At 38.6% G+C, this 2,149-nt stretch carries 3 protein-coding genes; all 3 read right to left on the bottom strand.

The window, feature by feature from the left end:
* A partial coding sequence (locus tag BD31_RS02130; RefSeq protein WP_048097362.1) for an AAA family ATPase occupies nucleotides 1-311 on the bottom strand: 311 nt, incomplete at its 3' end.
* Nucleotides 298-1,728, bottom strand: coding sequence for a preprotein translocase subunit SecY (gene secY / locus BD31_RS02125; protein WP_008297837.1), 1,431 nt, complete (start codon nucleotides 1,726-1,728; stop codon nucleotides 298-300). The genes BD31_RS02130 and secY, both read right to left, overlap by 14 nt.
* A partial coding sequence (locus BD31_RS02120) for an uL15 family ribosomal protein (RefSeq protein ID WP_008297840.1) occupies nucleotides 1,721-2,149 on the bottom strand: 429 nt, incomplete at its 5' end. The genes BD31_RS02120 and secY, both read right to left, overlap by 8 nt.

Below are 2,149 nucleotides of genomic sequence, written 5' to 3'. Positions count from 1 at the left end.
AATCCAGGATAGTATCCTTCAGGGGAGTTGATAAATGCATGTGTATCAATGATCACAATCTCTTCGTTTTGTGAAGCAATTTTTTCTGCAGCGAGTTTTTGTAATCGTTGTTGTTCAGTAACAGGTAATTTTCTAAGCTCATCTCTATCTGTGAGTCCATTTTCTTTTGCAACTTCAAACATCAAAGTTCCAAAACTTATCCTGCTAACATTTTTTTTATTATCAGTTAGTATTTTCACAATTTTTGATAGCAATGTGGTTTTTCCAACACCCGGAATACCTATCATTACTATTCTTTTATTTTCTACCAAGTAAAGCACCCAAACGCGGCATGACAACTTCTACTTGTTCTCTAACTAATTGCGTGTAATAGTTGACGAGAATATCTACCATAAGCAAAATTCCTATTCCAGAACCAAATACACCAAGTACATCGGAGACACCTGCTAAGAGACCCAAAATTGCAGAGCCGATAATTGTAACTGATGGGATGTATTTGTTCAGCAATGCCTCAACTGGTGCGTTTGATCTTCTAAATCCTGGGATTTGTACATCTGCATCAAGCAAATTCTGAGCTGCGCTCTTTGGAGATAATCCACCAAGTTCAACCCACAGTCTACCAAACACAACTACAATTCCCACCATAAACAGCATGTAACCTACTGCACGCATTGGATCTAATGCAGCTACTGCCAACCCTCTAGGAGGAGTCACATAATAGATAAGACCACCAATAGGGGTAGACGGACTTGTAGGATCAAATTGCGCAATAAAATTTATGAAGAAATTATTATTTCGCGGGTTAAAGTTTGCCCACAACATTTGGAATAAAAAGACAGCATTTGCAGTCAAGGCAGAAGCCAAAATTACCGGAATGTTTGATGTATACAATAACTTGATTGGATAAACTGCAGAGAATCCCCTGTATTTTGTTGAAACAATAGGAATCTCTACTTTCATACCTTGTGTAAACACCAGTATCAGCAAGATTCCAGCTGTAAGACACAGTCCAAAGATACTCGGAAGTTGATTTGATCTAAAGAAGATATTTGATAAATCTCCATCAATGAATGATTGCCCGATATATGGAATAATACCAATGGGTCCCCCATCACCTGCAGGTAAGGGGCTAAACATACTCCAAAGAATTTGTTGGGCAACACCTGCCATGATAAATAAACTGATTCCACTACCTAGACCCCAGCCCTTTTGGATTAACTCATCCAAAAACATGATAATAACTGATGCTGCCATTAGTTGGCCAATCATCACATACAGGAAATATGGCTCAGTTACACCAGGACCATAAACTGCTGTAGCATATACAATAGACTCAGCAACAATTACAACATATGTTACCAATTTGGTAGCTGTCTGAAAGATTCCTCTTTCTTCAGGCTTTTTGAAATCAAACTTGAGAATATCTGAACCCCTCAATAATTGCATCAAGAGTCCAGCTGTAACTATGGGCCCAATACCCAATTCAACTAGAGTTCCTTGGTTGGATGCAAAAATTACCCTAGCAAATGCTAGAAAGTCAAACTGTGGTGCGGTAGCACCAAACAATGGAGTCTGACCCATTATCATATAGATTAGTAATGCAATTCCACACCAAAGCAATCTAGTTGGAAGTGGGATCTTCTTTTTTGGTTTTGGGACCTGAGGAAGATAAGGTTCTGCTTTGAAAACAATTTTTCGAATAATAGTAGTGATACTACCTTCAGCCATTGTTAGATAACACTTCTCCCCCAACAGCTTTTAGTTTTTCTTCGGCAGATGCTGTAAATTGTTTTACTTTGACGGAATATGCGTTAGTGATTTTTCCGCCACCAAGGAGTTTATCATATCCAGCACTTTCAAGGTCTATGATTTTCTTTCCTCCTTCTTCTTTACCGAACTTAGTGAACAAGTCATCAAGATCTCTGAGACTAGCCCATTTTTTTATAATATTTGGGTGAGGTGTTTTAGGAATATCATGACCATAATGATCTGGTTCGTACATCATCATAGAACTTCTATGATGTTTTTTCATACCGGTAACTCCAAGACCACCTTTATGACCACTGGCACGATGTTGACCTACTTGTCCCCATCCCATATGGCGTCCGCCTCTAAGTCTTCGAGTTTTTCTTAATCTAGTTGCCATATC

The organism is Candidatus Nitrosopumilus salarius BD31 (assembly GCF_000242875.2).
GTDB lineage: Archaea > Thermoproteota > Nitrososphaeria > Nitrososphaerales > Nitrosopumilaceae > Nitrosopumilus > Nitrosopumilus salarius.
Note: the sequence above shows the minus strand (reverse complement) of the source record. Positions and strands in the feature narration are given on the sequence as shown.

Excerpts from the sequence above, each read along its gene's own strand:
- secY (WP_008297837.1), bottom strand. The coding sequence starts at position 1,728 with ATGGCTGAAGGTAGTATCACTACTATTATTCGAAAAATTGTTTTCAAA.